This is a genomic window from Nocardioides cavernae (assembly GCF_016907475.1).
In the GTDB taxonomy this organism is placed as follows: Bacteria; Actinomycetota; Actinomycetes; order Propionibacteriales; family Nocardioidaceae; genus Nocardioides; species Nocardioides cavernae.
Genome location: NZ_JAFBCA010000001.1, coordinates 4,189,072 through 4,211,306, shown reverse-complemented (window position 1 = coordinate 4,211,306; position 22,235 = coordinate 4,189,072). Strand labels below are relative to the sequence as shown.

The following is a 22,235-nucleotide window of genomic DNA, read 5'->3' as shown; positions in this document are numbered from 1 at the left end:
GCCATGACCACACGCTGGGGAATCGCCGCGACCGGCGGGATGGCCGCCGCCTTCGCCTCCGACCTCGTCCTGACGGACGACGCGGAGATCGCGTTCGTCGGCAGCCGCGCGCGATCCTCGGCCGCGGCCTTCGCGGAGCGTTTCGGGGCGCCCGGGTCGGGCACCTACCGCGACCTCGTCGAGGCCGGCCGACGCGGGGACGTCGACGTCGTCTACGTCGCGACCCCCCACCCCCAGCACCACGACCTCGCCCTCGCCGCCATCGAGGCCGGCACGCCGCTGCTGGTCGAGAAGGCCTTCACGGCCACCCTGGCCGGGGCCGAGGAGGTGGTCGCCGCCGCCCGCGCTGCCGGGGTGTTCTGCATGGAGGCCATGTGGACCCGCTTCCAGCCGGCCGTCGCCCACCTCCGTGACCTCGTCGCCGCCGGTGGCGTCGGGGAGGTGCTGCTGGTGCAGGCCGACTTCGGCGCGCAGCGTGACTTCGATCCGGCCAGCCGGCTCTTCGACCTCGCGCTCGGTGGCGGCTCGATCCTCGACCTCGGCGTCTACCCGATCTCCTTGGCCCAGCACCTCCTGGGCCGCCCCGACCGCGTCACGACGACCGGCACGACCTACCCCAACGGCGCCGACCGCTCGGCGGCCATCCAGCTGTCGTACGACGACGGGCGGGCCGCGTCGCTGACCTGCACGCTGGCCAGCCAGACGCCCGGCCGCGCGCTCGTCGTGGGCACCGAGGGCTCGATCGAGGTGGTTCCGCCGTTCTACCACCCCAGCGCGCTCGTCGTACGACGCAACGGGGCGGAGCCCGCCGAGGTCGAGCGCCTGCCCACCGGGCGTGGCTACGTCCACCAGGCCGAGGAGGTGCAGCGCTGCCTCGCTGCCGGCCTCACCGAGAGCCCGCTCATGCCGCTGCAGGACACCCTCGACGTGATGTGGGTGCTCGAGGAGGCCCTCGGACAGCTCGGCATCACGATTGCCGAGGCGCCCGTCGAGCTCTAGTCGCGACGTCCGGCGTCAGCGGCGGCGCCTGCTCCACTCGATCGCGGGACAGGTGTCCATCACCATCGGCACCCCGGCGGCGGTCGTCCGCTCGAACGCGTCGGCGTCGACGACCCCGAGCTGGAACCAGACACCCTTCGCGCCGACGGCGACGGCCTGGTCGGCGAACTCGCCGGCCGCCTCGGAGCGGCGGAAGACGTCGACGACGTCGATCGGCACCGGCACGTCGGCGAGCGTGGGGTAACCCTGCTCGCCGAGCACCGCGGGAGCTCCCGGGTCGGCGAAGACCGGGTGGACCGGGACGATTCGCTTGCCGCGCTCCTGGAGCAGGGCGGCGATGGTGTACGCCGTCCTGCCGGGGTCGCCCGAAAGACCGACGACGGCCCACGTCTGCGCCTCGTCGAGCATCCGGTCGACGGTCGCGGGGTCCTGCCAGTCGCTGCTCATGGCTCCACGGTAGTCATGTCGATCCACGCCAGGGCCGGGTAGGTGCAGCACTCGTTACCAACCGGTAGCGACACGGCCCTGGTTGGAGCGCAGGGAGGGACACATGTGCTGGGATGGGCGTCGTCACATCACAACCCACGAGGGGATCACCACCACATGTTCCACAACGCATCTCGGCGCCTCGGTGCCGTCGCTGCTGCCGGCGCGCTGACCGCCGGCGCGCTGGTCGCCCTTGCGGCGCCCACTGCCACCGCGGCAACGGCGTCGACCACCTACACCTGCACCTTCCCGAGCCTCGGCGCCCGGGACATCCCGGTGTCCATCACGGCCACCCTGCCGACTGCCGCCAACGCCGGGCTCGATGCCCCGGCCATCCCGGTGCTCCTCAGCGTGACGCTGCCGGGCGACGTCGTCGACGCCGCGAAGGGGCTGTTCCAGGCGACCACCATCGGTGGCTTCTCGAACGACATGGTCGCCACCCTCGATGAGCTCTCCTCCTCGGACCTTGCCGAGCTGCCGCTGCAGAACGTGCGCTTCCCGCAGACCGCCGTGCCCACGACCGCGAACACGCCGCTGACGCTCAACACGCCCAACCCCCTGGCCACGCCGGGCGTGGTGCCCGCGTCCACGGTCCCGGTGAACCTGCCCGGTGGAGGCACGTACGACGTCGTGGTGCCGTCGGCGTTCAAGTTCACCGCGACGAAGCAGGGCGACGTGACGATGCTCGCGGACGTGCCGTGCGCCTTCAAGCCGGGGTCGCCGTCCAGCCTCGGCTCGATCATCCTGGCCGAGAACGAGTCGACCACCGAGGCGACGCCGACCAAGAAGGTCACGCCGCTCGGCAAGAAGACCAAGCTCAACGTCGTCGTCGAGGCGGCCAACGAGGTGCCCACCGGCAAGGTCAAGGTGATGAAGGGCAAGAAGACGCTCGGCAAGGGCGTGCTCAATGCCAAGGGCAAGGTCAAGGTCACGCTCAAGAAGGCGCTGCCGGCCGGCAAGACCAAGGTCAAGGTGCTCTACCTGGGTGACGACTACACCGAGAAGTCGAAGGACAAGAAGGTCGTCATCAAGGTCGGCTGACCTCACCTCACCACCCGCTCCACATGATCGACCGCCCGGTCGGTGCCTCGGCACCGGCCGGGCGCTCGTCGTCCTGTGCGCCGGAGCGAGTGGTCATGGCCACACCGCCGAGTACTGCTGGCGAAAGCATGGACGTCCTAGAATCCTGAGCCATGAGCGAGTTCCCCCTCTACGCCCTCTCCGAGGAGCACCAGGCGATCCGCGAGGCCGTCCGCGCCGTCGCCGACGCGAAGATCGCGCCGTTCGCGGCGGCTGTCGACGAGGAGGCGCGCTACCCCCACGAGGCGGCTGCAGCGCTGCTCGCGTCGGACTTCCACGCCCCCCACGTGCCCGAGCAGTACGGCGGCGCGGGCGCCGACGCGCTCGCCACCGTGCTGGTGATCGAGGAGGTCGCCCGCGCGTGCGTCTCGTCCTCGCTGATCCCCGCGGTCAACAAGCTCGGCTCCCTGCCGGTGCAGATCGCGGGCTCCGAGGAGCTCAAGCAGACCTACCTCGGCGCGCTGGCCCGCGGCGAGGGCGGCTTCTCGTACTGCCTCTCCGAGCCCGACGCCGGCTCCGACGCCGGCGGCATGAAGACCCGCGCGGTCCGCGACGGCGACGAGTGGGTGCTCGACGGCGTCAAGCGGTGGATCACCAACGCCGGCGAGTCCGAGTTCTACACCGTCATGGCCGTCACCGACCCCGAGAAGAAGACCCGCGGCGGCATCTCGGCGTTCGTGGTCGAGAAGTCCGACGAGGGCCTCTCCTTCGGTGCGCCGGAGAAGAAGCTCGGGATCAAGGGCAGCCCGACACGCGAGGTCTACCTCGACAAGGTCCGCATCCCCGCCTCGCGGATGATCGGCGAGGAGGGCACCGGCTTCGCGACCGCCATGCAGACCCTCGACCACACCCGCGTCACCATCGCCGCGCAGGCCGTGGGCGTCGCGCAGGGTGCGCTCGACTACGCGCTCGACTACGCCAAGGAGCGCCAGCAGTTCGGCAAGGCGATCGCCGACTTCCAGGGCATGCAGTTCATGCTCGCCGACATGGGCATGAAGGTCGAGGCGGCCCGCCAGATGACCTACGCCGCCGCGGGTCGCTCGGAGCGCGGCGACGACGACCTCACCTTCTTCGGCGCGGCGGCCAAGTGCTTCGCGTCCGACGTCGCGATGGAGGTCACGGTCAACGCGGTCCAGGTGCTCGGCGGCTACGGCTTCACCCGCGACTACCCGGTCGAGCGGATGATGCGCGACGCCAAGATCACCCAGATCTACGAGGGCACCAACCAGGTCCAGCGGATCGTGATGGCCCGGCAGCTCCTTGCAGGGGTGCAGAGCCAGCTCTGAGCTCCTCCCGATACGTCGGGCGCATCACGTTGCGTAGTGCGCAATGCGATGCGTCGTACGCAACCAACCCCTTGCCCTGGGCCCGCCGCTGGATCATCATCGTGGGTGCGGCCGCCGACGGCGACGGCAGCGGAGGGAACGGCATGACCGTCAGCGTCTTCGACCTGTTCAAGGTGGGCATCGGTCCCTCCAGCTCGCACACGGTCGGGCCGATGAAGGCGGCCCACCTGTTCGCCGAGGGGCTGCGGGCCGACGACCTGTTGCCAGGCGTGGCCCGCGTCCACGTCGAGCTCTTCGGCTCGCTCGGAGCGACCGGCCACGGCCACGGCAGCGTCAAGGCGGTCGTCCTCGGCCTCGCCGGTGAGCAGCCGCACCTCGTCGACCCGGTGGCGGCCGACCCGATGGTCCAGGAGGTGCTGTCCTCGGGGAGCATCGTGCTCGCCGGCAAGCACCCGGTGCCCTTCTCGGTCGACGACGTCGTGCTGCACCGGCGCAAGCGGCTCGAGTTCCACATCAACGGCATGGTCTTCCAGGCCTTCGACGCCGGCGGCACCGAGCTCAGGCGGCGCGAGTACTACTCGGTCGGGGGCGGCTTCGTGCTCGACGAGGACGACGTCGGCAACCGGGTGCTGGTGGCCGACGAGACGCCCGTCCCCCACCCGTTCTCCACGGCCGACGAGCTGCTCGCCATCACCCGGGCGACGGGCCTGCGGATCAGCGACGTGATGCTCGCCAACGAGCTGGTCCGCCGGACCGAGGACGAGGTGCGCCGCGAGCTGCTGGCGATCTGGCAGGTGATGCAGGAGTGCGTCGAGCGCGGCAGCCGGACGACCGGGGTGCTGCCGGGTGGGTTGAAGGTACGCCGGCGCGCGGCCGAGCTGAAGGCCAAGCTCGAGGTCGAGTGGGCGTCCGGGGTCGCCGACCCCCTCGGGGCGATGGAGTGGGTGACCCTCTACGCGCTGGCGGTCAACGAGGAGAACGCCGCCGGCGGACGGGTCGTGACGGCGCCGACCAACGGCGCTGCCGGGATCGTGCCGGCGGTGCTGCACTACTACCACCACTTCGTCCCGGGGGCCGACGACGACGGCGTCGTCCGCTTCCTGCTCACGGCCGCGGCCATCGGCCTGCTGTTCAAGGAGAACGCATCCATCTCGGGCGCCGAGGTCGGCTGCCAGGGCGAGGTCGGCTCGGCCTGCTCGATGGCGGCCGGCGGGCTGGCCGAGGTCATCGGCGGCACCCCGGAGCAGGTGGAGAACGCCGCCGAGATCGGCATCGAGCACAACCTCGGGCTCACCTGCGACCCGGTCGGCGGGCTCGTCCAGATCCCCTGCATCGAGCGCAACGCGGTGGCCTCGATCAAGGCGATCACGGCGGCCCGCATGGCCGTGCGCGGTGACGGCTCGCACTTCGTCTCGCTGGACAAGGCGATCAAGACGATGCGCGAGACGGGGCGCGACATGAAGGACAAGTACAAGGAGACCGCCCGCGGAGGCCTCGCCCTCAACGTCGTGGAGTGCTGACCTGCTCCGGAGGCCCGAAGCCGCCCGGTCCTGCACCACCACCCGGTCACCACCTGCCAGCGCTGACGCTCGCGCGGGTCGCGACCGGCATGATGGCCCCGATGCCAGAGCCGGAGCGGACCGACGACGACATCGAGCGCGCCCTGGCGCTGTTCGCCGACTCGCGACCGCGGATGTTCGGCATCGCCTACCGGATGCTGGGGAGCGTCGCCGAGGCCGAGGACATCGTCCAGGAGGCCTGGCTGCGCTGGCAGCAGACGGACCGCTCGGTGGTGCGCAACCCCGGTGGCTTCCTCACCACGATGACAACGCGCCTCGCGATCAACACCGCTGAGTCGGCCAGGATGCGGCGCGAGCAGTACGTCGGTCCGTGGCTGCCGGAGCCCGTCGACACCAGCGCCGACCCGTTGCTCGGGGCGGAGCGGGCGGAGGCGATCGGGGTCGCCGTGCTGGTCATCCTCGAGTCCCTCCCGCCTCGCGAGCGCGCGGCGTACGTGCTGCGCGAGGCGTTCGCCTACGACTACGGCGACATCGCGGAGGTCCTCGAGACCACCAGCGCCAACGCACGGCAGGTGGTCAGTCGAGCGAGGCGCCACCTGGCCGCGGAGCAAGCCCGACCGCCCGAACCGGTCGACCCCGCTCGGCACCGTGCCCTGCTCGAGGCGTTCCTCGACGCCGCGCGCGCCGGCGACCTCGCCGCGTTGGAGCGCGTCCTGGCCGAGGACGTCGTGAGCGTGTCCGACGGCGCCGGCATGGTGCGCCGGGCCGCGAGGCACCCGGTCGTCGGCCGCAGTCAGGTCGCGAGGTTCGTGGCTGCTTTCGCGCCGGTCTTCTGGCCCGACACGACGATCACCTGGCTGAGAACCAACGGGGCGCCGTCGGTGCTGGTCCAGCAGGACGGGGAAGCGGTGGCGGTGCTCAGCCTGGACGTGTCCGGGGCGGGCATCGAGCGCCTGATGTGGGTCATGGTGCCCGACAAGCTCACCCGCATGTCCTGACCCGCGCGGGTGCAGGTGTCACAAGCACGGCTGCTGTCCGGTCATCACTGCGGACCCATCCACCCACGTGAAGGACACACCATGAAGATCGTCGTCATCGGCGGAACCGGCCTGATCGGTTCCAAGCTCATCGCCCGCCTCACCGAGCACGGCCACGAGGGCGTCGCCGCCGCACCCAACACGGGGGTGAACACGCTGACCTGTGAGGGCCTCGCGGAGGTGCTGGTCGGCGCGGAGGTCGTCGTCGACGTCTCCAACTCGCCGTCGTTCGCCGACGCGGACGTGCTGGACTTCTTCACCCGCTCGACCGGCAACCTCCTCGAGGCCGAGAAGGCGGCGGGCGTGGGCCACCACGTCGCTCTCTCCATCGTCGGGACCGATCGCCTCCCGGCGAGCGGTTACCTGCGCGCCAAGGTCGCCCAGGAGCAGCTGATCCGCGACGGCGGCGTGCCCTGGTCGATCGTCCACGCGACCCAGTTCTACGAGTTCACCGCCGCCATCGCCCAGGCCGCCACCGTGGGCGAGGAGGTCCACCTGTCCACCGGCTACTTCCAGCCGATGGCTGCCGACGACGTCGTCGCCGCGCTCGGGCCGATCACGGTCGGTGAGCCGCTCGGCCGGATCCAGGAGATCGGGGGGCCGTCCAAGGTCCGGATGAGCGACTTCGTCGCCGCCGCGCTCACCGCCCAGGGTGACCCCCGCACGGTGGTCGCCGACCCCGCCGCGACGTACTTCGGAGCCGTGCTGTCAGGTGACGAGCTCGTCCCGGGACCCGGCGCGCGCCTCTTCACCACGACGTACGACGAGTGGCGCGCGGCGCAGGCCGCCACCGTGTGAGCGGCACCTGACCCGGCACGTGGCCCCGGTCAGTCCGGGGTCATGTGCTGCCAGGGGCGCGAGAGCTCGAAGCGTCGTCCGCTGACCTCGGTCACGTCGACCTCGACGACGTTCCACTTCGCCGTGGCCACCCACGGGCGGAGCGGGAGGTTCTCGGCGCGGTGCTCCTCGTCCTCCTCGAGCCGGCGAGCCCGGCCGCGCAGCACGATGCTCGTGGCGCGCTCCCCGACGATCTCGTCGACCTCGAAGGCGACGTCGGGGTTCATCACGACCCCGAGCAGCTTCGAGCCCTCGGCGGTCCGGAACAGCAGGGACCGGCGGCCCGTGGCCGGGTCGTGGTCGACGGCGTAGTTGACGGGCGCGATGTGCACCTCGTCGGCGAGGTGGTGGGCCAGCCTGCCGAACTCGTGGCGGCGCAGGAACTCCCAGCACTCCTCGGTGCCCATGCGGGTGATCGGCTCGTCCATACCGGGACCGTACGGCGGGGGAGCGGGCGTCGGCAGGGTCCTTGGACCCCTCCGGGACGGGCCGTCCTCACCTGTCGGGCAGCGAACCGGCGGCGCACGCTTGAGGCATGGACAACCCGCGCACCCCCACCCGAAGGATCCTGGTCGCCTACGACGGTTCGGCGGACGCCGAGCTCGCCCTCCGATGGGCGGCCGAGGAGGCTCGCGCCACCGGTCGTGGGCTCCACGTCGTCACCGTCGACGATGCGATCACGTCGCCCTGGGGCGCGGAGATGGTGCACCGCGGCGAGGACGTGCTCGCCGGCATCGAGGAGCGGTTCGGCGACCTCGACGTCGAGGTGGAGACTCGCGTCGGCCACGTGACCGGCGAGCTGCTCCGTGCCTCGGTCTCCGACGACCTCCTGGTGGTCGGCAGCCGGGGGCACGGCCGGGCCGAGGACCTGCTCATCGGCTCGGTCAGCCAGCACCTCGCCCGCCACGCGCCCTGCCCTGTGGTCGTCGTACGCCCCACGCACGGCGCCGACGCCCGCCGCATCGTGGTCGGGGTCGACGGCTCGGCGACGAGCTCGGCCGCCCTGGAGCAGGCGTGCCGGCGGGCCGAGCGGACCGGCGAGACCGTGGTGGCGCTCCACGCCTGGCGCACGCACGCGCCGTCAACCGACGTGTGGAACGCCGAGCCGCGGGCGCAGGAGGGTCTCGCGCACCGCCAGGTGCTGCTGGCCGAGAGCGTCGCCGGGATGCGGGTCGACCACCCGGACGTCGTGATCGAGCAGGAGGCGGTCCCGGTCGCGCCCGTCCGCTGCTTGGTGGATGCCTCGCGCGGTGCCTCATTGCTGGTCGTCGGCTCGCACGGCCTCGGCTTCTTCGGCGGCCTGTTGCTGGGCTCGGTGAGCCAGGGGGTGCTGCAGCGCGCGGAGTGCCCGGTGGCGGTGGTGCGCTGAGGCTAGCCTCGGAGCGTGCCCACCCTCACCCTGACCATGCCCGACGGTGACGCCGAGGCCTACCTCGCCACCGCGCCGAGCGCGGCTGGACCTGCGCCGGGCGTCCTGTTCGTCATCGACGCGATCGGCCTCCGGCCCCGGATCGAGGAGATGGCCGACCGGATCGCGTCGTGGGGCTACACCGTGCTGGCCCCCAACGTCTTCCACCGCGATGGCACCGCGGCCGAGCTGGCTCCCAGCACGGACCTGCGGGAGCCCGGCGCCCGCGAGGCCTTCATGCCCGGCGCCATGGAGCGCGTCAAGGGACTCACCACCGACCTGCTCGCGCGCGACCTCCCGGCGTACCTGTCGGCGCTGCGCTCACGTCCCGAGACCGCGGGGGAGGCCGTCGGGGTCACGGGCTACTGCATGGGTGCTCGCATCGCGGTCCGCGCGGCGGGCATGGACCCGGACGTCGTCGCGGTCGGCGGCTGGCACGGCGGCGGTCTGGTGACCGACGGGCCCGACAGCCCCCACCTCACCCTGGCCACGGCGCGGGCCGCGTTCGCCTTCGGGCACGCCTCCGACGACCGGTCGATGCCGCCCGAGGCCGTCGCCGCCCTCGGTGCCGCGATGGCTGAGGCGGGCCTGGCCGCGGTCAACGAGGTCTTCCCGGGCCCCCACGGCTACTCCATGGCCGACACGTCGATGTACGACGAGGAGTCCACCGAGCGGCACTTCGAGAGCCTGCGCACGCTCCTGGGCTCCGCCCTCGCGGCCCGCTGACCAGGGCCAGGGATCGCCCCTAGATGTGCACCGTGGGCGGCGTCCAGTCGCGCCGGTTGGCGACCACGTCGTTGGCGTAGGACTCTAGGCCCTGGTGCGCGAAGGTGCCGGCGTCGGCCGGGGGCTCGGTGCGCAGGCCGTCGAGCGCCTTGCCCATCTCCTCGGCGATCCGCTTGAGGTCGTTGAGGAAGCCGTTGTGGATCTCGGAGGCGGTGGCGGCGCTGAGCACCTCCATCTCGATGCTCTTGTCCGGGATGATGTAGGTGACCAGGCCGGTGACCAGGCTGACGCCGCCGCTCACCGCCGCCGCGGGCGGGAACAGGGCGACCAGGCCGGTGACCGTGCTGACGTGGCCGAGGATGTCCTTGGCGCCGCTGTTGTCCGTCATCGCCCCCGTCGGCCAGGCGCCGCTCCGGTCCTTCCAGGCCTGCCACTGCTCGAGCGCCTCCGTGACCCGGTCACGGCACTTCTCGGTCGCCTCCAGCAGGTTGGTCTGGTAGTCGGACAGGGCCGCGCCGACCTGGGCGCTGGAGGACGCGAGACGCGCAGCGGCGTGGAGGTAGAGGCTGCACTTGTCGTTGACGTCGTTCCAGAAGTCGTAGAACGACTCCGAGCTCTGCGAGGTCGCCGGCCAGTGCTGGCGCAGGTCGGCGAGCCACTGCGGCGCCTCGGGGTCGTCGGGGCTGGTCCACCCGGCGCCCGGCTCGAGCTGACCGGCCAGCCACCGCGTCAGGTCGCTGAGGGCCTGCACCGGTGCCTCCATCGCCGAGGGGTCCGGCTCCCAGACGTCCTGGCTCGCGCTGCGGTAGACCGTGGGAACGGCGCTGTTCACCCAGCTGTCGTGGCTCTGGTTCCACGTCGTCGTCAGGGCCTCCTGCATGAGCCGCTCGCGGTCGGCGTTGGTCACCGTCTGCTCGTACCAGTCGGGGTGGGTGGGGTGCATCGCGACGTAGAGCGCCTGCGTCTCCCACGGGTGCGACCCCGGGATCGTGAAGTAGCCCGGCTCGTGGCACCACCCGTCCTCGACGCGACGGTTCTGCTCGCTGTCGAACAGGTCGGCGCAGGACTCGTTGCCCTCCAGCTCGCCGATGCCGTCGACGATCTGCGTGAAGAGGGGGTCGAGCTGCTCGATGAGTCCGCTCACCTCACACCTCCGGAGCGGTCGGCTCGGGCGCGAGCTCGGGGTCGCCGACGTACTGCTGGTGCTGGGCGAACCACGCCTCGGCGTCCGCGTCGACGCCCACGAAGTCGTCGGCGATCGCGTCGAGCGCCGTCGCGCTGTCGTTGAAGGTCCGGACCATCGAGCGCAGGTGGACGAAGAGCTCGACCGACAGGTCGGCGAGGTCACCGGCGACCGGGTGGTTGCCGGCGAGCGCGAGCTGGGCCACGATCGGGTCGATCGCCCCCGACGTGGCGTCCGCGCGTGCGGAGAAGTCCGCTGCCTTCGCGGGCAGGACGTCGTGGGCCGCCTGGTAGATGGCGCCCATCTTCATCTCGATCACGCTCATGTGGTCCCCTTCGTCAGTCCCCGCCTGGTACGCCACTGCTACCCCGACGCGCCCGGGCGAAACCATCTCGGTGCCGTGAGGGAGGATCGTGCGCGTGAAGCCCGCCGTCCGGTACGCCCTCCCGCTCGCGCTCGCCGGCGCCCTGCTGGCCGGGTGCAGCTCGGGGGAGAGCGACGACGACGGTCAGGTCGAGGCGGGCCACACCCACGCGCCCGGCCAGGGCCACACGTCGATGGCCGTCGGCGACGGCACCCGCGTCAGCGAGGTCGGCTACTCGCTCGCCGGCCTGCAGGTCCGCGAGCAGCCCGACGGCATCGGGGAGCTGCGCTTCCGCATCGACGACTACGAGGGCGAGCCGGTCACCGACTACGTCGAGGAGCTCACCAAGGAGCTGCACCTCTACGTCGTCAACGACGACCTCACCGTGTTCCGCCACCTGCACCCCACCCGCGACGACGACGGCAGCTGGACGGCGCCCTTCGACGTGCCGGACGCCGGTGGCTACCGGGTCGTCACGGAGTTCATCGCGGTCGACGAGGGTGGCAACGGCGACCACGTCGTGCTGGGCCGCCCGCTCGCCCTCCCGCCGGGCGACCCGGGCGACACCGCCGCCGACGACCGGGCGGTGTCGGTGTCGGTCGCCGAGGCCCCGACGACGGGCCCCAACGGCGAGCTGCGTCTGGTCGTGCGCGACGCCGCCCGCCGGCCCGTCGAGCTCGGCACCTACCTCGGGGCGTACGCCCACGTCACCGGCTTCCACCGCGAGACCGGCGCGATGGTGCACCTGCACCCGCTCGGCCCGCCCGAGGTCACCCAGGCCGGCTCCGAGCTGACGTTCCACGCCGAGATCCCCGACCCCGGCGACTACCGCCTGTTCGCGCAGGTGCGCGTCGACGGCTTCCTGCACACCGTGCCGGTGGAGCTCACGGTCGAACAGTCAGCGTGACCGTCGTGACCGGGTTGTCGAAGCGGCTGAGCGCGAGGCCGACCTGCACCTCCCACTCGCCGGCGCGCGGCACCACGACCTCGCCCCGGTAGGTGCCCGCGGCGATCGGCCGCACCACGACCGTGCCGAGGTCGAGGCCCTCGGTGCGCAGCGTGACGACCGGGTTCGCGGGCGGGTCGTACGGCTCGCCCGCGGCGTCCTGCACCTGCACGAGCAGCGTGTTGGAGCCCGTACGCCGGGGGTCCAGCACCGCCAGCACGCGGAGGTCGCCGGCCGTGGCGACGCCGACCCCCGTCGTGCCGGACTCGGCCGTGACCGGCGCCGGGCGGGGTGACTGGTTGACCAGGAACCCGGTGATCCCGAGGAGGGCGACGAGCAGCACCGCCTCGACCCGGACGGTGCGCGTGACGGCCGCCGCGGCGGCCTCGCGGTCGCCGAAGCCGGCCGCGCGCTCGACGGCGGGCAGGGTGCGCCAGCGGTTCCAGCCGCCGAGGGCCGCGACCAGCAGCGCGATCGCGACCTTGGCGAGCAGCAGCCAGCCGTAGCGGGTCTCCACCAGGCCGGACCACGAGCCGACGATGCGCCACGCGAGGAAGGTGCCGGTGGCGGCGACCGCCAGCAGCAGCCCGCCGGCGAGGGTCGAGAAGCGGGCGAGCGTGGTGGCCGCGAGGACCTCGCGTCCGGCGAGCGCCCGCAGCGACACCACCAGCCCGACGAGGCCGCCGAGCCAGGTCGCACCCGCCACCAGGTGGAGGACGTCGGCCGCGACCAGCAGCGGCGAGGGGTCGAAGGCGCGGGTGTGCCCGACCAGGGACGGGCCGACGAGCGCCACCACGGCGCCACCGGCCAGCAGCCGGCTGCGCGTCCGGTCCGGCGGCGCGGCCGAGGACGACCACGCCGCGACGCCCAGCCCGACCAGCACCAGCAGGGCGCTCAGCAGCTCGTTGCCGACCAGGCCGGGGTCGAACGCCGACACGACGTCCGTGAGCTCGAGGCCCTGGCCGTAGACCGACGCGACGGGGACCTGCAGGACGATGCCGGCGGCGCCCGCCGCGGCGGCGTACCGCAGCAGCCGGCGCAGCCGGGCACGCGTCTCGGTGCCGGCCCACGTGCGGGGGAGGACCAGGGCGAGGAACAGCGCAAGACCCGCCGCGAGCAGCAGCCCGACGTAGGTGACGACCGTGACGACGTCGCGGACCACGGTCACCGCTGTCGAGGAGCTCTCTGGCTCGGGCGTCGCCGTCACCGACACGGAGGGTGCGCCGACCGAGAAGGTCAGCGCGCCCGAGATGGGATGGCCGTCGCCGGAGAGCACGTTCCACGACACGACGTAGGTGCCGTCGGCGAGGTCTGCCGCGCCGGTGAGGTCGACGGTCACCTCCGTGCCGCTGGAGCCGGCGGTGGAGCCGACCTCGTCGCCCGCCGCGTCGTAGACGGCGATCTCCTGCGACGTCAGCCGCACCGGCTCGTTGAAGGTCAGCGTGACGGTGTCGGGGGCCGTCTCCACGACGGAGCCCTCGGCCGGGTCGGTGTCGATCAGCTCGGCGTGCGCCGAGGCCGGTGCGGCCCCGAGCACGACGAGCGCGAGCGCGACCAGCGCGACGCCGACCCGCGCCCACCCCCGAGGGAGGGACAGGGGCCGCCGCGCCGGTCGCGCCGCAGGGGTCACGACGACGAGCGGGTCCGGGCCAGGGCGAGACCGCCGGCAGCCAGGCCGAGCAGGCCTGCCACGAGACCGGCCCACCCGAGGGCCGAGGAGGAGTCGCCCGCGTCGTCGGCCGGCTCCTCGGCGGACGCGTCGGTGTCGCCCGCCTCATCCGCCTCGTCTGCTGCGTCCGCGGCCGGCTCGGCGGCTGCGTCGTCCCCGTGGCCGCCGGCCTCGGCCGCCACGATCTCGAACGCCGGTGCGGGGCTCTCGAGCTCTTCGGGGTCCTGGCCCTCGGCCGGGACCTCGGTCCAGCCGGTCTCGCCCTTCTGGCAGGTCTGGATCGTGGGGAAGCTCAGTGTCTCGCCCTCGGCGTCGGGCAGCTGGAAGGACAGCTCGAAGGCGTCGCGCTCGCCGTCGGGCAGCGGCGTGCTGGCGGTGTAGACGATCGACGCGGTGCGCTCGGTCACCTCGTTGCCGTGGGCGTCGGCCACCGGCTCGTCGAGCTTCTCGATCGTCTTCTCGACGTCGTAGAAGGGGTTGCGGCTCGGGGTCACCGAGAGCACCGACTCCGGGACCTGGATCTCGATCTTCGTGGTGGGCGAGCCCTCGCAGCCGTGGCCGACGCTGAACGTGACGACGGTGTAGGCGCCGGCCGCGGCCGTCGACGGCGTGGCGGTGACGTGCGCGCTCGCCGGGGCGGCGAGCGAGAGGGCGATGGCGGCGGTTGCGGCCGGGAAGGCGCCGAGGCGCGCGAACGTACGGATGGACATGTCTCTCCTGGGTGTGGTGCGGGTCTGGGGTCGCGTGACCACCCGAGCCCGGACGGGCTCAGGCGGACAGGACCGCCAGGGGCGGACCGCGCCGCGGAGAGACGAGCAGGAGGACGAGCGAGGACCGCGTGGTGGCGCCGGACGGCCGGCGCGGCACGCGGGTGCGGACCGGGAGGGCCGGGTGCGCGTGGACCGAGACGGCGTAGGACGCCGCGAGTCGGCCGGCCCACCACAGCACGGCGGTCAGCAGCGTGACGAAGGCGTGGGCGCCGACCATCTGCCACGACCAGCCCGGGTCGGGGGCGGCCACGGCGGTGTGGTCGTGGGACGTCACGAGGCCGAACGACTCGTGCACCCCGAGCTGGGCCGCGGCCACCGCGGGCAGCAGGGCCCACCCGGGCACGTCGCGCCGGAAGACCAGCACGCTCGCACCGAGGACCACGGCGGCGACCAGCGCCAGGCCGGGGCCGGTGGGCACGTCACCGCCGGCCCAGGTGTGGGCCGTGGTGGCGCCGGTGACGGCGACGGTCGTCGCCGCCACGGCGCGGGCGAGGGCGTACGGCGCACGCGCGCGCACCACCCTCGCCTCCCACGTCACGGCCCCATCGTCGCAGACGGGACCGTCCTACGGGTGGGTCGGTCTAGCGGCCGTGCGGGCGCCCGTGGCGCCGGTAGTCGGCGCGGCCCGGCGGGGGCGGCGCCCACGGACCGCGACGGCGGTGCGCGAACCACATCAGCGGGAAGATCAGCAGGAACAACGGCGCGTCAGCGATCACGCTGAGGACGATCAGGACGGCGAGCACCGGCAGCAGCGGGAACCTCGACCGCCAACCGGGTCGGCCCGGTGCACGGACGGGCGTGCGTGCGGGCTGCGCGGCCTGGGGGCGGGGCAGGTCGCTGAACAGCACCGCCAGGTCGGCGCGCGTCCGGGCCGTCCAGATGGCGTCCAGCCGCTCGTCGTACTCCTCGTGCTCGAGGCGCCCGTCGGCGTAGTGCATCGCGAGCTCGCCCATCGCGCGCTCCCGGTCGCTGTCGGCGATCCGCATGCGCGGATCGGGCGCGTTCATCGCTCGCCGTCCCGTCCGTCCGCGAGGATGCCGTAGAGCCGGCGGCGGGTGTCGACGAGCACGTCGAGGGCGGCCTTCTTCTGCTGCTCCGAACCCTGGGTGGCGAGCTGCCAGACCGCGCTGACGACCTGCCCGATCTCGCTCTTGATGTCAGCGTGGCCGGACGGCTGGTCCGAGGGGACCTCCTCGGTGCGGGCGAAGGGCGCCCACACGGCGGCGAGGTCGGTGCCGTTCTCCTCGGCCCAGGCGGCGCCCGAGTCGGTGAGCCGGATCGTGCGACGCCCGCGCTCGTCGTCGGACTCCACGAGGCCCTCGTCCTGCAGCTGCTGGATGGTCGGATAGACCGAGCCGGGGGAGGGGCGCCACTCGCCGTTGCTGAGCTCGGCGATCTCCTGGATCACCTGGTAGCCGTTGATCGACTCGTCGGCCTTCCGGGCGCGGTGCAGCACGTCGATGATCGCGGTGCGCACGTCACCGCGGCGCACCCGCGGGCCGCGCTGCGGCGGGCGCTGCGGGGCGAACGCGTTGCCGAAGATCTCGCCGAGCCACGGCGGAGGACCGCCGGCACGGCGGCCGCGGCCGCCGCCACCGGAGAGGGCCTGGCCCCAGCTGGTCCAGTCGTTGCCGGCCGGGCGGCGGTAGTCGCGCTCGCCCCGGTCGCCGCCGGCGTTGCTCGTGTTGTCGTCGTTGTTCTCGGGCCAGTCGGCCCCGGGCCATTGGTGTCCCATGGGTGCTCCCTCGATTGGTGGAGATGGTGTGGTGGAGATGTCTGGTGGAGCGGTACGTCGTGAACTATCGGTGACGTATCGCGATATATCGTAAGCGTACGCCGGGAGTGATTCGTGGACAAGGAAATTGTTGGTGAACGCACCAGCGGTGGCCCAGCCACCTGTCCGGCGTGCGGAAGGTGGCTGGACCACCGCTGGTGGTCGAGCAGGAGCGGCGCCCTACTGGCGAGCGCGGCCCGTCGGCGTGCAGGCGTTCTTCGGCACCGTGGAGTCGTCGATGATCGCGTTGAACAGCGCGGGTGCCCGGTCGGGATCGGCGACGATCCGGTTGGGGTCGCTCGGCGCCGGCAGGTTGGGCATCGTGCAGGTCTGGCTCTCACCCGTCATGGCGAGGGCGAACCTACCGAGGTCGAAGGGGTTCATGTCCTCGTCGATGCGGATGGCGCCGGTCGCGGCGTCGTTGATCTGCCAGTAGCGCACAGGGTTCACGAAGGTCCACGGCGAGAGCGCCTCGTCGCCGATCGCGCTGATGACCTCGCGCTGGCGGGCCACGCGGTCGAGGTCGCTGAGCGCCGTCACGTGGCGCGAGCGCGAGTACGCCAGCGCGGTCTGGCCGTCGACCTCCTGGCAGCCCTTCTTGATGTCGAGGCGCGCCATCGGGTCCTTCATGTCCTGCTTCGGGCAGATCTCCACCCCGCCGAACGCGTCGACGGTGTTGATGACGCTGCCGAACCCGAGCTCGACGTAGTGGTCGATGTGGATGCCGGTCAGCGCCTCCACCCGCTGGACAAGCAGGGGGGCGCCGCCGCTCGCGAAGGCGGCGTTGATCATCTGCGTGCCACCGTCGGGGACGTCGACGAGGGTGTCGCGGGGGATCGACATCATCGTGCGGCCGCCGGAGCCGGTGTGGAGCACGATGATCGTGTCGGTGTTGGTGCCGCCGCGCTCGCCGGTCTGCAGCGCCTTGCGCTGCTCGTCGGTGAGGTCGTCGGCCTTGTCGGAGCCGACGATGAGGTAGTTGGTGCCGGGCTGGTCGCCGGGGCGGTCGCCACTGGGCGCGGCGTCGACCTTGTCGATCTTCGTCCAGTGGTAGAGCGGGACGCCCAGGAGGTAGACGAGCAGCAGGATCAGCACGAGGGGGATCAGGCCGAGGCCGAGACGCCGGCCGCGCTTCTTCGTCTTCTTCGGCCGCGGCGGCGGGGCCGGCGCCGGCGTACGTGCAGGGGCGGGCGGCTGGCCGCCCGAGCCGCGTGCCTCGCGACGGGCGACCGGCATCACCCGGGTCTCGTCGGAGCGGCCGCCCTGGGACTGCTGCGCCTCGACGCGCTGCGTGGCGTCGCTCGGCGGGCTCTTGGACTGGCTCCCGTAGAGCCAGTCGTACTCGGGTGTTCCCTTCTCGGGCACCCCGGAGCCCTGCGGACGATCAGCCATGGGCGATGACGCTACCGTGCGGGTCATGAGCGAGCGCAGCGAGCGAGTCGTCCAGCACTGCGCGTCGGGTGCCTCGTGCGCGCACGGAGCGAAGCGAGTACGTGCATGAGCGATGGGCGACCCACGTCGTACAGCCGGGTGAGCCTGGGGATCATGGCCCACTCGAGCGAGGCCAACCTGCTGGGCAACGTCCACGGCGGCGAGATCATGAAGCTCGCGGACTCCACGGCGGGCGCCGTGGCGCACCGGCACAGCGGCGGGCCGGCGGTCACCGCGGCGATGGACGAGATGACCTTCCTCGCGCCGGTCCACGTCGGCGACATCATCAAGACCTACTCCCAGGTCAACTGGGCCGGGCGCTCGTCGATGGAGATCGGCGTGCGCGTGGAGGCGCAGCCCTGGGGCAACGCGAGCGACGAGCCGGTGCACGTCGCCAGCGCCTACTTCGTCTTCGTCGCCATCGACGAGGAGGGGCACCCGCGCCCCGTGCCGCCGCTGGAGACCGAGACCACGGGTGACGTACGACGTCAGCGCGAGGCCGAGATCCGCCGCGCGCACCGGCTGGCGCGCAAGACGGAGATCGACCAGGGCCGCGAGGAGTGAGCGGAGGCGTGACCGACTGGCGCCATATCCGGACCGAGCGGCTGTGGCTGGACGAGCCGGTGCAGGACGACCTGGGTGACCTCCACCGCATCCACGCCGACCCGGCGAGCTGGGCGCACTTCCCGCAGGGACGCCACCTCGACCTCGCCCGGACGCAGCAGTCGCTCGACGCGAGCGAGGTCGACTGGGCGCACGGTCTCGGCTACTGGTGCGTCCGGGACTCGGCGGCCGGTCCGGTGATCGGGATGGCCGGGTGCGCCGTCGTGGCGGGTCAGCCCTGGTGGAACCTCTACTACCGCTTCGAGTCGTCCGTGCGCGGCCGCGGCTATGCCGCTGAGGCGGCCGGCGCCGCGTTGGAGGCCGCCCACGACGTGGTCCCCGACCGACCGGTGCTGGCCTACCTGCTCGACATCAACGTCGCCTCGCGTCGTACGGCGGAGAAGTCCGGCCTGACCCTCGTGTGGAGCGGGCCGGACGCCGGCAACGACGACCCCGACGCGATCCGGCTGGTCTACCTCGATCGGGAGCCCGACGCCGCGATCCGCGCGGCCATGGACGAGCGCTTCACTCCGGGGCCGACAGTCTGAGGACTGCGGCGAGTCGCGACCGGGTGGGACGGGTGTGACTGGTGATACTGGGCGGGCTGACTTCCCCCAGCAGAGAGAGGCCCCCCGATGCCGTCCGTCCCGCCCCCCGGGTCGCACCAGCAGCGGTTCACCACGGTCGACCGCGCCCAGCGCGTCCGGTTCCGCCGTGCGGTGACGCTGATGCTGATGACCCTGTTCCTCCCGGGATCGGCCCAGCTGGTGTCCGGAAACCGCAGGGTGGGCCGCATCGCGCTGTGGACCTGGCTCACGCTGGCCGTCGTCGGCGTGCTCGCGGTCGTGACGTCGTACTTCTGGCACGGGCTCGCGTTCTGGGCCGGCACCAGCACGGTCCTGCTGCAGGTCCTGCGCCTGGGCCTGATCGCGCTCGCCGTCGGCTGGGCCTACCTCTTCGTCGACGCCTGGCGCCTCGGCCAGCCCCTGACCCTGCAGCGCCAGCACCGGCTCGCGATCGTGGGCGTCAACGGCTTCCTCTGCTTCAGCGTCGCCGGCGCGCTGCTCTTCGGCGCCCACGTCGTCAGCGTCCAGCGCGACTTCATGATCTCGATGTTCGGCACCGGCGAGGCGGTCGGCGCCCACCACGGCCGCTACAACGTGCTGCTCATGGGCGGCGACGCGGGAGCCGGCCGGTGGGGCCTGCGGCCCGACTCGATGACCGTGGCGAGCATCGACGCCGAGACCGGCAAGGCGGTGCTGATCTCGCTGCCGCGCAACATGCAGAACTTCCCGTTCCCCGAGGGATCGGTGATGGAGAAGCAGTTCCCCGACGGCTTCGACGAGGAGGGGATGTACCTCAACGGGCTCGCCACCTGGGCGCTCGACCACGCCTCGCTGTTCAAGGGGTCGGAGAACCCCGGCGTCGACGCGACCATCGAGGGCGTCGAGGGCATCACTGGCCTGAAGATGAACTACTGGGCGATGGTCAACCTCGAGGGCTTCAAGGACCTCGTCGACGCCGTCGGCGGGGTGGAGCTCAACGTGCGCCAGCGGATCCCCGTCGGCCTGCCGAGCGACTCGTTCTTCCGCTACATCGAGCCCGGCACGCGCACCCTCAACGGCATGGACACGCTGTGGTTCGCCCGCGCGCGGCACGACTCCGACGACTACTCCCGCATGGCGCGCCAGAAGTGCGTGATGAGCGCGATGCTGCAGCAGGTCAGCCCGCAGGTGGCGCTGCGCAACTTCGAGAAGATCGCCGGCGCCGGTTCGGCCATGGTCTCCACCAACGTCCCGCGCGGTGAGGTCGACCGCTTCGTCGACCTCGCGATCAAGGCCAAGAGCCAGAAGATCGCGTCGCTGTCGCTCGTGCCGCCCATGGTCAACACCGCGAACCCCGACATCGACCTGGTCCACGCCAAGGTCGAGGCGGCCATCGCGAAGGCAGAGGGTCGTACGCCCGAGGAGCCCGTCGAGACCGCCGAGGCCGCGCCGGCGGACACCGAGTCCACGGAGTCCACCGACACCACGGAGGACGAGGCGACAGCGGGCGCCGCCGACGAGGCAACCGACCAGGGTGCTGCCTCGACGCCGCCCGCCCCGGCGCCCAGCACGCCCCCGGCCGTCACCGGCGGGTCGCTCGGCTCGCTGTCCACCGGCTACGCCGCCAACCAGTCGGAGGACGTCGGCGCGGTTTGTTGAGCGCGCCCGTGCCGCCCCTAGTGTGTACGCCGTGACCACCGGACCCCTGCCTCGCATCGTCGCGGTCGTGGTCACCTTCAACCGCCTGCCGCTGCTCCAGAAGCTCGTCGAGCGCCTCGGGCAGGTCGATGGCCTGGCCGAGGTGCTGGTCGTCGACAACGCGTCGTCCGACGGCACGGGGGAGTGGCTCGCGGCCCGCCCGACCACCGGCGAGGTCCCGCTGTGCGGGCGCACCCTCACGACCAACCGCGGCGGCGCGGGTGGCTTCCACGACGGGCTCGCGTGGGCGATCGACCGCGACGCCGACCTGGTCTGGCTGATGGACGACGACGGCCTGCCCGACGTCGACTGTCTCGACCAGCTGCTCGTCGAGTCCGACAACCTCGACTTCTGGGGCCCCCTGGTGGTCGACGAGGCCGACCCGGACCGGCTGGTGTTCCCCATCCGCCTGCCCGGCAGCACCCGCGTCGTGCACGCGGTCGACGACGTACGCCGCGCCGCGAAGAAGGACCGGATCGACGGGATCGTGATCCCCTTCAACGGGGTCCTGGTCACCAAGGAGCTCGTCGACCTGATCGGCCTGCCCCGCGAGGAGTTCTTCATCTGGGGCGACGACCACGAGTACCGCCTGCGCGCGGAGGAGGCGGGGGCCCGCGTCGCCACGGTGGTCACCGCGACGGTGCGCCACCCCAGCGTCGGCAACCTCGGCACGCCGATGATGTTCGGCCGCACGACCTACAACGACTCGCCGAGCGACCTCAAGCACTACTGCATGGCCCGCAACAACCTGGTCAACCTCCGCGACTACCGCGGCCCGCTGCACGCGCTGGCCTTCGTCGTGAAGACCGCCTGGTTCTACACCTTCACCCGGCCGAGCCTGTCGCGGCTGCGCCTGAGCGTCGGCGCGATGCGGGCCGGCATCGCCGGTGACTTCGACGGCCACCGGAGGTTCCTGTCGTGACGACCCCGACCGCCCGGTCGACGGAGACGGTGGCGGTCGTCGTGGTCACCTTCAACCGCGCCGACCTGCTCGCCCGGCTCCTCGACGGCCTCGCTGCCCAGACGCGGCGCCCCGACGCCGTGATCGTGGTCGACAACGCGAGCAGCGACCACACCCGGCAGGTGCTCGAGGCCCGCACGGACCTCCCGCTGCACGTCACCTGGAGCGAGGAGAACCTCGGCGGCGCCGGCGGCTTCCACCTCGGCGTGCGAGCGGCGTACGACGCCGGGTGGGACCGCGTCTGGCTCATCGACGACGACGTGGTGCCCGCCGCCGGCTGCCTCGAGGCGCTGATGGGCGTCGACGAGGACTGCCTCATCGCGACCCGGGAGGACCTGTCGGGCGCGCTGGTCGAGAAGGCCGCCGTCGAGTTCGACCTGCGCAACCCGCTCGCGATCAAGCCGAAGCGGTCCACCGTCGACAGCACGTACCCCGATCGCGCGTCGATGCCGGAGCTCGTCGAGGTGCACAACGTCGCGTTCGAGGGCTTCATGGCCCGCCGGAGCGTGGTCGAGGAGGTCGGCTTCCCCGACCCCTCCTTCTTCATCTTCTACGACGACGCGGAGTACGCCGTCCGCGCGCGCCGGGCCGGCCACCGGATCTGGGCGGTGCGCGACGCGGTCCTGGTCCGCCAGCTCGACTTCAACCAGCAGCACGACCTGTCGGGGTGGAAGGGCTTCTACATGTACCGCAACCTCTTCGTGGTGCACCTGCGCCACGGGGAGAACGTGCTGGTGCGCCTGAAGCCGTGGCTGATCACGCTCGTCGTGGTGCTGCTCAGCCCGGTGCGGGGCGGGCGGGCCGAGGCCCGCAACGTGATCCGCGCCATGGCCTCGGCGCGGGGGATGCGCCGCCTGACGGCTTCCGCACGCCCCCCTCGATAGACTCACCCCGCGTTTCTCACCCAAGGAG

General features: G+C 72.3%; 24 protein-coding genes. 14 read left to right on the top strand and 10 right to left on the bottom strand.

The features are described from left to right. Positions 1–3 precede the first annotated feature (3 nt). Complete coding sequence (locus JOD65_RS19895) at positions 4–999, top strand: Gfo/Idh/MocA family protein (RefSeq protein ID WP_191194884.1); 996 nt, start codon at positions 4–6, stop codon at positions 997–999. 15 nt (positions 1,000–1,014) lie between these two features. Here the strand turns inward: JOD65_RS19895 and JOD65_RS19890 are convergent, their stop codons facing one another. Next, positions 1,015–1,446 (bottom strand): CoA-binding protein, encoded by a 432-nt coding sequence (locus tag JOD65_RS19890; protein ID WP_191194885.1) that lies wholly within the window; start codon positions 1,444–1,446, stop codon positions 1,015–1,017. A 156-nt stretch (positions 1,447–1,602) separates the two neighbouring features. Between JOD65_RS19890 and JOD65_RS19885 the strand changes: the two genes are divergently transcribed. The 5 genes from JOD65_RS19885 to JOD65_RS19865 all read left to right on the top strand — a co-directional run bounded on the left by JOD65_RS19885 (position 1,603) and on the right by JOD65_RS19865 (position 7,206). Next, on the top strand, positions 1,603–2,526 hold the full coding sequence (locus JOD65_RS19885; RefSeq protein WP_191194886.1) for a DUF6801 domain-containing protein: 924 nt from the start codon (positions 1,603–1,605) through the stop codon (positions 2,524–2,526). A 152-nt stretch (positions 2,527–2,678) separates the two neighbouring features. Continuing rightward, the gene (locus JOD65_RS19880; protein WP_191194887.1) at positions 2,679–3,851 is read left to right on the top strand and encodes an acyl-CoA dehydrogenase family protein; all 1,173 of its coding nucleotides are present in this window, start codon (positions 2,679–2,681) and stop codon (positions 3,849–3,851) included. A 143-nt stretch (positions 3,852–3,994) separates the two neighbouring features. Next, on the top strand, positions 3,995–5,371 hold the full coding sequence (locus JOD65_RS19875) for an L-serine ammonia-lyase (protein ID WP_191194888.1): 1,377 nt from the start codon (positions 3,995–3,997) through the stop codon (positions 5,369–5,371). Between the two features lie 101 nt (positions 5,372–5,472). Continuing rightward, positions 5,473–6,369, top strand: coding sequence for an RNA polymerase sigma-70 factor (locus JOD65_RS19870; RefSeq protein WP_191194889.1), 897 nt, complete (start codon positions 5,473–5,475; stop codon positions 6,367–6,369). 81 nt (positions 6,370–6,450) lie between these two features. Beyond that, a complete protein-coding gene (locus JOD65_RS19865) occupies positions 6,451–7,206 on the top strand; it encodes an SDR family oxidoreductase (RefSeq protein WP_191194890.1) in 756 nt (251 codons plus the stop codon). A 29-nt stretch (positions 7,207–7,235) separates the two neighbouring features. Here the strand turns inward: JOD65_RS19865 and JOD65_RS19860 are convergent, their stop codons facing one another. Further along, positions 7,236–7,673 (bottom strand): pyridoxamine 5'-phosphate oxidase family protein, encoded by a 438-nt coding sequence (locus JOD65_RS19860; RefSeq protein ID WP_191194891.1) that lies wholly within the window; start codon positions 7,671–7,673, stop codon positions 7,236–7,238. Between the two features lie 107 nt (positions 7,674–7,780). Here JOD65_RS19860 and JOD65_RS19855 point away from each other — a divergent pair, with 107 nt between their 5' ends. Together JOD65_RS19855 and JOD65_RS19850 are read left to right on the top strand one after the other, a co-directional pair. Then, positions 7,781–8,614 (top strand): universal stress protein, encoded by an 834-nt coding sequence (locus JOD65_RS19855; protein ID WP_191194892.1) that lies wholly within the window; start codon positions 7,781–7,783, stop codon positions 8,612–8,614. Positions 8,615–8,629: 15 nt separating this feature from the next. Further along, entirely contained in the window at positions 8,630–9,379 is a 750-nt protein-coding gene (locus JOD65_RS19850; protein WP_307821289.1) for a dienelactone hydrolase family protein, read from the top strand. 19 nt (positions 9,380–9,398) lie between these two features. On the opposite strand, the gene JOD65_RS19845 is transcribed toward JOD65_RS19850, so the two are convergent. Then, positions 9,399–10,523, bottom strand: a complete 1,125-nt coding sequence (locus JOD65_RS19845) for a hypothetical protein (RefSeq protein ID WP_191194893.1) — start codon at positions 10,521–10,523, stop codon at positions 9,399–9,401. 1 nt (position 10,524) lies between these two features. Continuing rightward, entirely contained in the window at positions 10,525–10,887 is a 363-nt protein-coding gene (locus JOD65_RS19840; protein ID WP_191194894.1) for a hypothetical protein, read from the bottom strand. Positions 10,888–10,981: 94 nt separating this feature from the next. Here JOD65_RS19840 and JOD65_RS19835 point away from each other — a divergent pair, with 94 nt between their 5' ends. Further along, positions 10,982–11,833: a DUF8832 domain-containing protein gene (locus JOD65_RS19835; protein WP_191194895.1), complete on the top strand. Its 852-nt coding sequence runs from the start codon at positions 10,982–10,984 to the stop codon at positions 11,831–11,833. Here JOD65_RS19835 and JOD65_RS19830 read toward each other — a convergent pair. The 6 genes from JOD65_RS19830 to JOD65_RS19805 all read right to left on the bottom strand — a co-directional run bounded on the left by JOD65_RS19830 (position 11,811) and on the right by JOD65_RS19805 (position 17,477). Next, complete coding sequence (locus tag JOD65_RS19830; protein WP_191194896.1) at positions 11,811–13,502, bottom strand: copper resistance CopC/CopD family protein; 1,692 nt, start codon at positions 13,500–13,502, stop codon at positions 11,811–11,813. The genes JOD65_RS19835 and JOD65_RS19830 overlap by 23 nt on opposite strands. Then, complete coding sequence (locus tag JOD65_RS19825) at positions 13,499–14,251, bottom strand: YcnI family copper-binding membrane protein (protein ID WP_191194897.1); 753 nt, start codon at positions 14,249–14,251, stop codon at positions 13,499–13,501. Before JOD65_RS19825 ends, JOD65_RS19830 begins: the two co-directional genes overlap by 4 nt. Before the next feature lie 58 nt (positions 14,252–14,309). Next, complete coding sequence (locus JOD65_RS19820; protein ID WP_191194898.1) at positions 14,310–14,849, bottom strand: hypothetical protein; 540 nt, start codon at positions 14,847–14,849, stop codon at positions 14,310–14,312. Between the two features lie 43 nt (positions 14,850–14,892). Further along, positions 14,893–15,297 carry a DUF1707 SHOCT-like domain-containing protein gene (locus tag JOD65_RS19815; RefSeq protein ID WP_191194899.1) on the bottom strand — a complete coding sequence of 135 codons (405 nt, stop codon included), beginning with the start codon at positions 15,295–15,297 and terminating at the stop codon, positions 14,893–14,895. A gap of 17 nt (positions 15,298–15,314) precedes the next feature. Continuing rightward, a complete protein-coding gene (locus tag JOD65_RS19810) occupies positions 15,315–16,046 on the bottom strand; it encodes a PadR family transcriptional regulator (protein ID WP_191194900.1) in 732 nt (243 codons plus the stop codon). Positions 16,047–16,265: 219 nt separating this feature from the next. Beyond that, the gene (locus tag JOD65_RS19805; protein ID WP_191194901.1) at positions 16,266–17,477 is read right to left on the bottom strand and encodes an LCP family protein; all 1,212 of its coding nucleotides are present in this window, start codon (positions 17,475–17,477) and stop codon (positions 16,266–16,268) included. A 105-nt stretch (positions 17,478–17,582) separates the two neighbouring features. Between JOD65_RS19805 and JOD65_RS19800 the strand changes: the two genes are divergently transcribed. The 5 genes from JOD65_RS19800 (at position 17,583) to JOD65_RS19780 (ending at position 22,207) form a co-directional block, all read left to right on the top strand. Beyond that, complete coding sequence (locus tag JOD65_RS19800) at positions 17,583–18,080, top strand: acyl-CoA thioesterase (protein WP_191194902.1); 498 nt, start codon at positions 17,583–17,585, stop codon at positions 18,078–18,080. An 8-nt stretch (positions 18,081–18,088) separates the two neighbouring features. Beyond that, positions 18,089–18,667: a GNAT family N-acetyltransferase gene (locus JOD65_RS19795; RefSeq protein WP_191194903.1), complete on the top strand. Its 579-nt coding sequence runs from the start codon at positions 18,089–18,091 to the stop codon at positions 18,665–18,667. A gap of 87 nt (positions 18,668–18,754) precedes the next feature. Continuing rightward, positions 18,755–20,323, top strand: coding sequence for an LCP family protein (locus JOD65_RS19790; RefSeq protein WP_191194904.1), 1,569 nt, complete (start codon positions 18,755–18,757; stop codon positions 20,321–20,323). Between the two features lie 31 nt (positions 20,324–20,354). Beyond that, positions 20,355–21,284 (top strand): glycosyltransferase family 2 protein, encoded by a 930-nt coding sequence (locus tag JOD65_RS19785; RefSeq protein WP_307821286.1) that lies wholly within the window; start codon positions 20,355–20,357, stop codon positions 21,282–21,284. After that, positions 21,281–22,207, top strand: coding sequence for a glycosyltransferase family 2 protein (locus tag JOD65_RS19780; RefSeq protein WP_191194905.1), 927 nt, complete (start codon positions 21,281–21,283; stop codon positions 22,205–22,207). The genes JOD65_RS19785 and JOD65_RS19780 overlap by 4 nt, the downstream gene beginning before the upstream one ends. Positions 22,208–22,235 lie beyond the last annotated feature (28 nt).

Bases quoted from the DNA above. Each gene is read 5' to 3' on its own strand.
- JOD65_RS19875 (WP_191194888.1), top strand. From the start codon at position 3,995: ATGACCGTCAGCGTCTTCGACCTGTTCAAGGTGGGCATCGGTCCCTCC.
- JOD65_RS19805 (WP_191194901.1), bottom strand. From the start codon at position 17,477: ATGGCTGATCGTCCGCAGGGCTCCGGGGTGCCCGAGAAGGGAACACCC.
- JOD65_RS19815 (WP_191194899.1), bottom strand. From the start codon at position 15,297: ATGCGGATCGCCGACAGCGACCGGGAGCGCGCGATGGGCGAGCTCGCG.
- JOD65_RS19840 (WP_191194894.1), bottom strand. From the start codon at position 10,887: ATGAGCGTGATCGAGATGAAGATGGGCGCCATCTACCAGGCGGCCCAC.
- JOD65_RS19885 (WP_191194886.1), top strand. From the start codon at position 1,603: ATGTTCCACAACGCATCTCGGCGCCTCGGTGCCGTCGCTGCTGCCGGC.
- JOD65_RS19810 (WP_191194900.1), bottom strand. From the start codon at position 16,046: ATGGGACACCAATGGCCCGGGGCCGACTGGCCCGAGAACAACGACGAC.
- JOD65_RS19860 (WP_191194891.1), bottom strand. From the start codon at position 7,673: ATGGACGAGCCGATCACCCGCATGGGCACCGAGGAGTGCTGGGAGTTC.
- JOD65_RS19895 (WP_191194884.1), top strand. From the start codon at position 4: ATGACCACACGCTGGGGAATCGCCGCGACCGGCGGGATGGCCGCCGCC.
- JOD65_RS19800 (WP_191194902.1), top strand. From the start codon at position 17,583: ATGAGCGATGGGCGACCCACGTCGTACAGCCGGGTGAGCCTGGGGATC.
- JOD65_RS19865 (WP_191194890.1), top strand. From the start codon at position 6,451: ATGAAGATCGTCGTCATCGGCGGAACCGGCCTGATCGGTTCCAAGCTC.
- JOD65_RS19790 (WP_191194904.1), top strand. From the start codon at position 18,755: ATGCCGTCCGTCCCGCCCCCCGGGTCGCACCAGCAGCGGTTCACCACG.
- JOD65_RS19825 (WP_191194897.1), bottom strand. From the start codon at position 14,251: ATGTCCATCCGTACGTTCGCGCGCCTCGGCGCCTTCCCGGCCGCAACC.
- JOD65_RS19890 (WP_191194885.1), bottom strand. From the start codon at position 1,446: ATGAGCAGCGACTGGCAGGACCCCGCGACCGTCGACCGGATGCTCGAC.
- JOD65_RS19855 (WP_191194892.1), top strand. From the start codon at position 7,781: ATGGACAACCCGCGCACCCCCACCCGAAGGATCCTGGTCGCCTACGAC.
- JOD65_RS19880 (WP_191194887.1), top strand. From the start codon at position 2,679: ATGAGCGAGTTCCCCCTCTACGCCCTCTCCGAGGAGCACCAGGCGATC.
- JOD65_RS19870 (WP_191194889.1), top strand. From the start codon at position 5,473: ATGCCAGAGCCGGAGCGGACCGACGACGACATCGAGCGCGCCCTGGCG.